The organism is Psychrobacter sp. 4Bb (assembly GCF_002836735.1).
Lineage (GTDB): Bacteria > Pseudomonadota > Gammaproteobacteria > Pseudomonadales > Moraxellaceae > Psychrobacter.
The window spans coordinates 195,639-204,339 of record NZ_PJAS01000071.1 but is presented as its reverse complement, the minus strand read 5'-3'; the positions used below and the strand labels follow the sequence as shown (position 1 = coordinate 204,339).

Annotated in this window: 8 protein-coding genes; 4 read left to right on the top strand and 4 right to left on the bottom strand. The window is 43.5% G+C overall.

Annotation, left to right across the window (positions count from 1 at the left end; all coding sequences use genetic code 11):
* Window positions 1-11: 11 nt before the first annotated feature.
* Together CXF60_RS10750 and CXF60_RS10745 are read right to left on the bottom strand one after the other, a co-directional pair.
* On the bottom strand, window positions 12-635 hold the full coding sequence (locus tag CXF60_RS10750) for a GNAT family N-acetyltransferase (RefSeq protein WP_102091921.1): 624 nt from the start codon (window positions 633-635) through the stop codon (window positions 12-14).
* 366 nt (window positions 636-1,001) lie between these two features.
* Complete coding sequence (locus tag CXF60_RS10745; protein ID WP_228707109.1) at window positions 1,002-2,651, bottom strand: FAD-dependent oxidoreductase; 1,650 nt, start codon at window positions 2,649-2,651, stop codon at window positions 1,002-1,004.
* Window positions 2,652-3,032: 381 nt separating this feature from the next.
* Here CXF60_RS10745 and truD point away from each other — a divergent pair, with 381 nt between their 5' ends.
* Window positions 3,033-4,202 carry a tRNA pseudouridine(13) synthase TruD gene (gene truD, locus CXF60_RS10740; protein ID WP_102091935.1) on the top strand — a complete coding sequence of 390 codons (1,170 nt, stop codon included), beginning with the start codon at window positions 3,033-3,035 and terminating at the stop codon, window positions 4,200-4,202.
* Window positions 4,203-4,321: 119 nt separating this feature from the next.
* Here truD and CXF60_RS10735 read toward each other — a convergent pair whose 3' ends face one another.
* Together CXF60_RS10735 and CXF60_RS10730 are read right to left on the bottom strand one after the other, a co-directional pair.
* Window positions 4,322-5,779: a GGDEF domain-containing protein gene (locus tag CXF60_RS10735; RefSeq protein WP_102091919.1), complete on the bottom strand. Its 1,458-nt coding sequence runs from the start codon at window positions 5,777-5,779 to the stop codon at window positions 4,322-4,324.
* A gap of 292 nt (window positions 5,780-6,071) precedes the next feature.
* Window positions 6,072-6,953, bottom strand: coding sequence for a PHP domain-containing protein (locus tag CXF60_RS10730; protein ID WP_102091918.1), 882 nt, complete (start codon window positions 6,951-6,953; stop codon window positions 6,072-6,074).
* Between the two features lie 291 nt (window positions 6,954-7,244).
* On the opposite strand from CXF60_RS10730, the gene ispZ reads away from it, so the two are divergent.
* The 3 genes from ispZ to CXF60_RS10715 all read left to right on the top strand — a co-directional run bounded on the left by ispZ (window position 7,245) and on the right by CXF60_RS10715 (window position 8,666).
* The gene (gene ispZ, locus CXF60_RS10725) at window positions 7,245-7,796 is read left to right on the top strand and encodes a septation protein IspZ (protein ID WP_071003109.1); all 552 of its coding nucleotides are present in this window, start codon (window positions 7,245-7,247) and stop codon (window positions 7,794-7,796) included.
* 97 nt (window positions 7,797-7,893) lie between these two features.
* Window positions 7,894-8,220 (top strand): YciI family protein, encoded by a 327-nt coding sequence (locus CXF60_RS10720; protein WP_102091917.1) that lies wholly within the window; start codon window positions 7,894-7,896, stop codon window positions 8,218-8,220.
* Between the two features lie 56 nt (window positions 8,221-8,276).
* Entirely contained in the window at window positions 8,277-8,666 is a 390-nt protein-coding gene (locus tag CXF60_RS10715) for an SH3 domain-containing protein (protein ID WP_102091916.1), read from the top strand.
* The last annotated feature ends 35 nt before the right edge of the window (window positions 8,667-8,701 follow it).

Genomic DNA, 8,701 nt, shown 5'->3' with positions numbered 1-8,701 from the left:
AGCCAATTTGATTAGCTAACGAATTTTTCGAGTTCTAATAACTCTAAATCATCACGCTTTGGCTCGCCATTATTGCCATCGTTTGGAAACGGCATTTTATTACCATTGAACTGATAACCGCGGCGCTGATAGTAAGCCAAAAGCTCAGGACGATGACTTAAGATAGACATAGTCAGACGGCTAGGCTGATTAAGTGACTGTAAATGACGATCTGCAAAGGTCTCAGCTGCTTGTAGTATTACATTACCAACACCCTTCCCTTGTAGCACAGGATGTACCGCAAACATGCCGATATAGGCTTTTTTATTTGAGTCAGCATCGGTTTTGATATCGACAGCGATACAGCCAAGTATTTCACCCATCTCATCTCCCTCACGATTGCCTGTTGTGGTTTTCGGATAGACAAAATAATAGTGATTAGGATCATTGATTACGGCGGCGAGCTCCGCTGATGTAGTCCTGATACCACCGATCAAATCGGCCTCATTGGTCCAACCTGCTGTCTCGCGATAGCAGCAGTTCAATAACTGTTCAAGTGCGCCAATATCATCTAATGTCGCTTCACGTAGAAATACCGACTCTTTATCAAAGTGATCTGTGTTTACCTTACTGTCATTTATATTATTTTCGCTCATATTATAATTTTTCCTTTTCCGTCTATGTATAGTTGCATTCAAATAATTTCGATACAAGAAAACCGAGTGCAAGTGATACATTAGTATACTTAACAAGGATGACGATGTAGCGGATCTATATAGATTTAACTATAAAAAAACTGACTTAGATCACTAAGCCAGTCTAGGGGTATGTCATTAATTAGATTGTGAGGCTTAAAATGAGAAAAATTGTAGATAAACGAGGAAAAAATTGCCGTTAATATGAACATATTTGCAAGATTTCTGACGATGTTTAGCAAAATTTAGTCATTTTAAGACCACTAAATGTATTGATGTGCTAATTGATAACATACCCCAAATACTAATACTTATTGCTTGATAGTACTATCGCGATAGTGCATGCGCTTGCTCAATAATATCGAGCCCTGCATTAAGCTGCGCGCGCGTCGGTGCATGACCACGGCGTAATAGCTCAGAGAAGGCGACCAGCTCTTTATCACGTCCAAGCGTACTTGCTGCACTAGCTCGTGTGTCTTCGCCGTCATCATCAAAATAGTATTCGATATAATCATGCGTATCTGGCGTACCAAGTAGGATATTGTGATCTGGTGTCTCAGCATGACCGCTATAGCGTAGGCTCTTGCCATATTGCATGGTCCAAAAGAAAGGAATACGCGCCTCTAATGAGTCAACACTGTCGTCATTTAGGATTGCAGCAGCTGTGACCATGCCATGCTGCAGCGCCACGCGCCAATGCTCGATACGCATGCGACCCATTTGGTTGCTAGCTTTAGCGATATCACCCAACGCATAGACGCCATCGCGCAGCTGTAGATGCGCATCGACTTGTACACCATCTGGATCGTTAACTGCGCTCAATATCTCTGTACGTGGAGACACGCCAGTACCCAATATCACGATATCGGCATCAATATGCTCATCATTCGCCAGCGTGACACCGCCTACATTTGAGAAAGCTTGGTTATTGTTATCTCCATCCTTGTCCACTTGACGGTCAACCTTAGTGATTTCATTGACGGTTGCGTCAAACACAAAATTGATGCCCTTCTCTTCATGTAACTTAATTAAGGCGTTACTCACCGTTTCAGAGACAATATTGCCCATCACACGGCTACCTTGCCCAATCACTGTAATAGAAGCTGTCGTGCCAGCTTGTGCTAATGCCGAAGCGGTCTCCATACCGATAAAACCTGTACCAATGATTACCACCCGCTGATCATGACTGGCCGCTTTAATTAATTTGGCATCACTCATGCTGCGTAGCGTATATACACCATCCATTTCAGCACCTGTAATAGGTGGTAAGTTCGGTTTAGCGCCAGTGGCGACGACCAAGAAGTCTGCAGTCTGTCGCTCGCTGTTGCCATCATTATCCTCTATGACGACGGTCGCTTCATTGGGTAGCACTTCGCTAACCGTTTGGTTGAGGCGTAACTCAATATTGTTATTATCCGCCCAATTGACACCGCCCAATAGCAGCTTATCCTCGTCCATCTTGCCTGCCAAAAACGCTTTGGATAATAAAGGTCGGTTGTAAGGAGCTTTGTCATCTTTACTAATCAACGTAATCTTGCCGCCATAACCACCCTGACACAACTGGTCGGCTGTCATAAATCCTGCACCGCCACCACCAACGATAATGGTATGAGTGTCAGTTAGTTTATCATTTTCGACCTGCCCCGTTACCTGAGTTGAGGTATCGACTGTCAGATTATCACCATCATGAGTCAGCTCATACTGAGTCAAACCCTTTGTCGCTATCGGCTCTAATAGTGAGCCATCGCGACTATCAAAAGTCGCATGATGCCAAGGACAAACTACCCGATTACCACATCGTAATCCATTACCCAAATCTGCGCCCGCATGTGGGCACTTACCATCGAATGCACGGAACTCATCATCATCACGAGTGATTAAAATGATACTATCGTCTTCTTGCTTATACGACTTCATACCACCGCTTGGGATATCCGCTTTACTGATGGTGGCTATGTTGATCGTTGCGTCGGTCATAATGCTTCCTTAACAGTTATAATGATTTCTAATGACAGCAGGTTGAAAATGACCGTAACCAACCAGACAAATTCAACTTATCCTATTATTTTTAATATGCTATGCATTGATAGTAGCAAGAGCGCCGCGCACACGATGTTTTTTTGTATGTTTGCTGCGTTGCAAAACGTAATTATGCGACTTTATTTTCCGCACTCTTTTTACTTCTAATCATTATTAATAAACAAAATAAAAGACGACCTTATGACTTCTCAAGACAACCAAAACGAAATAACTACTTCTCAAGATAGTTTAGATAGCCAAGCTGCTACTATTGATCGAACAACTGTTGCTCAAAACGCTAATGAACGAACAGCCAGTGAGCAAATTGACCTAGCTCATATGGATATTGCCACTATTACAGATACTGAAAATTTGCCTCAGCCAAGTTTGCAGCCAATACAGCAAGCGACTTATAAAGCTAATACGACTGATTTTATCGTTAATGAGCTATTGCCATTAGACTTCACTGGTGAAGGTGAGCATTTATGGTTACACATCGAAAAATCAGGCATGAATACTGCTTATCTGGCAAAACTATTGTCAGAGTGGGCAGACATTCCATTGCGTGATGTCGGCTACTCAGGGTTGAAAGATCGTCATGCGTTGACGACCCAATGGTTTAGTCTACGCATACCAAAGAAACAATTACCGCCTACTGAGTTTGCACCGGTAGATATCGGTGAAAATGAGACTGTCACTATCCTTGCGCAGCACTGGCACAATAAAAAACTCAATCGCGGTACGCACCGTGCCAATCAGTTTGTCATTACTTTACGCGATATTCAGTTTGCGAGCGCTAGTGACGAAAATGTTGATGACGGAAGTAACGCATCACCCGAGCAACTACTATCTGCAAAAGAGGCCGTCGAGCAGCACCTAACGCGCATTGGTAGAAACGGCGTACCCAATTATTTTGGTCCACAGCGTTTTGGTCGTCAGGGTAATAACGTCAGAGAAGCTTTATCACTGTTTGCTCGTCCGCCGCGAGAGCCTCGCCCGCAACCAAAAAAGAGCAAACGCAAACGTGCCCCGCGCGAGCAAAATACGATGGAATTGTCTGCTGCGCGTAGCTTGATATTTAATGAGATATTGGCAGCACGGGTACGTAATGGCAGCTGGAACACTGGCCTAGCAGGTGAAGTGTTTAATTTGGATGGTTCAGGATCGATATTCACTAGTGAAACACTAGATGATACGTTGCATGCTCGTATTGACAGTGGCGATATTCATCCAACTGCCGTGCTATGGGGTACGGGTAACGATAAAGTCATCGGTAGCGCTGCAGATTTGGAGACCGAGGTAGTACAACACAGCCCCCTACTCATGCAACTGGCAACTGGATTAGAGCAGCGCGATATTAAGGCGCAAAGACGAGCGCTACGTCTACCGATTGAGGCGTTAAGCTGGGAATGGTCGGATGATCAGACGCTGGTATTAAACTTTACTTTGACTACGGGTAGCTTTGCCACAAGTGTGCTCGCAAGCTTGGTACAGCAATTAGCTTCTTGATTGGATGGATTAATGAAACTGGCATCTAAATTGGACTAAGCAATAGAATATCAGCCATACCGATAATACTTATATAGTGTTAGCAGTATGGCTGTTTATTAATGGCTGATCGTTAATGACTAACAGCTTTTATAGAGCCATTGCTTACCACCTTCTTTTTCGGCCCACATCTCATTTGCACTGACAACTTGATTGCGACCACGGTGCTTGGCTTCATACAGGGCTTTATCTGCTGTGCTAATTAAACGTTGGCAGATATCACTAGGCAGCTTTTGCATTGAAGCTATTTGGCTTTCCGCACGCTGAGTAGCAATTGGCTTGATAAGAGGTGACGTTCGAGCGACAGTCTTTTGCTGTGTGATCGTTTTGTAGCCTTGCGCGATACAATCTCGCTCTTCATGAGTTAAGGTATATAGCCCAAAGCTTGCTGTCACATTAAAATCAGCCAGACCTTCAATCTTCATGACATGTTCAGCAATATTAAGGCGTAATTGCTCGGCAATCATCATAGCGCTATCATGCTTCGTGTCTGGTAGGACAATTAAAAACTCTTCGCCGCCATAGCGACTGATAATAGTCTTATCTGTTAACGACTGCGATAGCGTCTGCGAGATTTCAATCAGAACCTGATCACCTACATCGTGTCCATAATTATCGTTAATCTGTTTGAACCAGTCCAAATCTAACAGCATGACGCTTAAGTCTTGATATTCTCGCACAGTAGCCAAGGCATACTTCATCTTTTTCAGACCGTAGCGACGATTTTTAAGCTGAGTAAGCTCGTCCTGATTGGCGTGTCGTAAGGTCTCAAATCGACTATCATCTAATACCAACAGTAAGGCACGGAACATATAGACTATAAAAATCGCTTTTGGCAGCGCTAAATATAAGTGCGTCGACCGCCAAAAAAATGCGGATGATCGCTGTAGCTCGCTGATACTATGCCAATTTAAGACGTTGTTTTCAAAAGCTAACGCAGCCACCGCATTTTCAGCGGCCATAATCTCGTTGTAAGTTAGATAGTTATGACTCTCAAGCATGGGATGAATAACGGTAAACTGGCGTAAATTGGGCAAACTGATACCAAAGTAAGGTGACATGATCGCTAATAGCATCAAGATAATATGCAGCCAAAACATACGCCAAGCATAGCGGCGCTTAATCAACATCATACCTAGCATAGCAGCGCCGACGAGCGACACGCCTGCAAACAGACTGCTGTACCCTATCATCACAATAACAGTAGAAATGTAGGCGGTGTAAACCAAAACCAAAGCTATCTGCCATCGACTTAAAACAATTTCGTTATCATTGCTCGAATGAAATAAGCCTTTTACCATGCACAAAAAAAACAGTCCAACAAAGCTAATCCCAAGCCATAATGGATATAAATAATGTATGTTCACATAGGTGTTTAACGCATCTTGCTGCCACCAGACATACAAGCACCAGAACCAATGCAATGACACTTCTAACACGATAAATAAGGCCATCAGCGATGTTCGGTCAGCAGCCTGCCACTCAAAAATCATTTGAGAGATTTTGTTGTAACCTAGATGGGATATCGATACAGCCATAGAAGGGCTACCGCAGAGAGTATAAATGCATTAAAGGTGTAAATGCGTTGAATATATGAGCGCTAAAATCAGAGTGAAAGCATATTATCCGCTCTGAAATTTTCATATCAAGTGTTACAAGTTCTTGCCTTATTATCAATCTATTTTACGCATTTATTTCCCAATAATTTCTCTATGAATGCAATTTTGTTTACTTACCCATTCTTAGCCTTATTCATCATGATAAATAAGGCCCTATTGCTATTGAAAACAACCTTATTAGAAGTAACTGTAACAAGGTAAATCCTACTCACTAAGCAAGCGTTGCAAAAGACTCCCAAACCCCTTGCTGATCATCATTCAAAATAGGAACATCGCCCAAACGTCGCCAAGGCATGTTACTACCATGAAAGTCACTACCAATAGATGCCGCAAGACCATGCTCAGCAATGCTACGGTCGACCATTCTGCGGGTACTAATTGGTTCACTAGTGGCTGGTAGTTCACAAGCATCTCCGCCAAGCTGCGCAAACTCTTCGATCAGTTTACGCACGCGTGTCGCTGATAGTTGATATCGCGTGGGATGTGCGAGCACCGCTTTGCCGCCGCAAGCATGAATCAGCTCGATACCATGCTGCATCGTCAGCGCCTCGATTGCTACATAAGCAGGTTTGTTATCTGCTAGGTACTTATCGAAGGCTTTTTGAACGGTTTTGACTTCACCGCGCTCAAACAATACCTGTCCAATATGGGCGCGCCCGACTGCTTGTGGGTTACCGCCTGCTTTATCGAGCACTGCTTGCCATAGCTCATCATAATTAATGTCTAATAATTCACTCAATTTTTCAGCGATACGTTGACCACGAGTGGCTCGACTGTCTTGCAGTTGCTGCAGCGTTGCGTGCATTTTTTCGCGATCAGTAAAGTCCAGTCCAAGTACATGAATAATTTTATTGGTAGATTTATTCTTTCCGTAACCACCGCTTAATGTATGTTCACAACTGATTTCAACGCCATTAATAATCTGCATATCGCAGGCACTGGCAGCATCTCTCGCCTCGTCAATCCCTGCCAGCGTGTCATGGTCAGTCAATGCCAATACGTTGATGCCCGCTGCATGGGCACGTTGTATGACCTCAGTCGGTGCATAGGTGCCATCTGAACAAGTACTATGGCAATGTAAGTCGATTTTCATAAGCTGAGCCTTAAAGTGTTAAATAAAGTAAGAGTAAAATAAAAGCTAGTTAGCAGACAGTCATTGTTACGATTATGTGCGTTGTAGTTTGTCTTGCTGATTCTGTAGATTTAGCAGTTATCGGTGCTGTATTTGTGTTTATATTTGGCCAGTGGCATGGTCATCAGCCGCAATAAGAAAGTATTACTCTGTAGGTTGCGTATATCGCATGATTATCGTGTTGATTGCTTTTTTTTGGTGCAGTAGACGTGTAAACTACCCCATACGTTTTTGTTGGACATACCCTTTGCTATGAAAGCATTATTAGACTTTATTCCCTTAATTGCCTTTTTTATCGCGGCGCGTTATAACGGTATTTTAGCAGCGGCAGGGGCTTTGCTCGTCGCCACTATTATCGTTTACGCCATTCATTTTATTCGTCAAAAAGGTAAGTTTGATAAGCAGCAATGGGTTGTCTTATTATTAACGATTTTATTCTGCGGCGGCACATTACTATTGCGTGATGATATCTATTTGCGCTGGAAGTCGCCCATTATCAATGGTATTTTTGCATTGACGCTATTCGTCAGTGCCGCTATTAATAAGCCATTGATGCAGCTTGCTATGAAAGAGGTATTTACCCTGACGCTTAGCGGCTGGAAAAAGCTGACCGTTGCTTGGGCATTGTTTTTTGCCCTAATGGCTGTACTACATTATATCACAGCGTTCACAATGTCAGATGAAGCATGGATCAACTTTAAGACCTATGGCTGGATTCCAATTATGCTGGTGTTTGTCGTGGCTCAATTTGCCGTGTTGAAAAAGCATCTCAACCCTGCCCTAACAGACAAAACCACTAAATAGTTTCTGTTGCCTTGTCATGGCAGCAATCACAATTTTATTGCTATGACGTTTATACTAAGCTCACCATTACTTTTTTATTATTCACTAAGGAAGTCTCATGTCTTTATTTGCAATCATTGGTCATGACGTGGCTAATAGCAGTGCACAACGTCTGATCACTCGTACTGAACATATTGAACGCTTAAAAGCGCTGCACCAAGAGGGACGCCTCGTTATCGCAGGTCCAACGCCTATCGAGCATGGCAAGAGTGATATGTCAGGCAGCTTAATCATTGCAGATTTTGATTCTATCGAAGCGGCTCAGGCTTGGGCAAACGATGAGCCTTATTTACGTGATGGCGTGTATAGTCATGTCGATATCAAACCATTTGTTCAAGCATTGCCAGCACCAACTGACAGTAATGATCAAGTAGCTGCATCGTGATCCAGAGAGTCTCTTTTTCACCTGCCTGTTGCTACAAAAGTGCCCTGATTGGTCTCATGTTAGTGACAGCCGTTTCGGCGCAGGCTGCACCTGCTGCGCCCATAACACCTGCTGTCGATGCAACCGATCCGACAGCAGTGCTGCCGTTGACTGGGCCAGTAGCGGCGCGCGCTTTGCCAACGAAAAACTCAGCGCTAGATATCAATGATACCTTGGCGGCACAGTTGCAACCATCTACTAAAGCATTGTCAGCTGCCAATCAAGAATTACTTAGCCGCAATGCACAATTACAGCGTCAAGTGAACGACTTGCAGACTCAAGTAAATGTCTTGGTCTACGAAAGTAAAGGACAGTTATTTCTATACGGTGCGTTTACCGTTCTGATCAGTCTATTAGTCGGTATTTTTGTCTCGTGGTTAGTATTTGTCCGCCGTGAGCGCTGGTAGCATATACTGTGCTCGCACTGACTTGCATTACTCTA

Coding starts and splice junctions, on each gene's coding strand:
- CXF60_RS10730 (WP_102091918.1), bottom strand. CDS start 6,953: ATGAAAATCGACTTACATTGCCATAGTACTTGTTCAGATGGCACCTAT.
- ispZ (WP_071003109.1), top strand. CDS start 7,245: ATGAAAGCATTATTAGACTTTATTCCCTTAATTGCCTTTTTTATCGCG.
- CXF60_RS10735 (WP_102091919.1), bottom strand. CDS start 5,779: ATGGCTGTATCGATATCCCATCTAGGTTACAACAAAATCTCTCAAATG.
- truD (WP_102091935.1), top strand. CDS start 3,033: ATGGATATTGCCACTATTACAGATACTGAAAATTTGCCTCAGCCAAGT.
- CXF60_RS10715 (WP_102091916.1), top strand. CDS start 8,277: ATGTTAGTGACAGCCGTTTCGGCGCAGGCTGCACCTGCTGCGCCCATA.
- CXF60_RS10720 (WP_102091917.1), top strand. CDS start 7,894: ATGTCTTTATTTGCAATCATTGGTCATGACGTGGCTAATAGCAGTGCA.
- CXF60_RS10750 (WP_102091921.1), bottom strand. CDS start 635: ATGAGCGAAAATAATATAAATGACAGTAAGGTAAACACAGATCACTTT.
- CXF60_RS10745 (WP_228707109.1), bottom strand. CDS start 2,651: ATGACCGACGCAACGATCAACATAGCCACCATCAGTAAAGCGGATATC.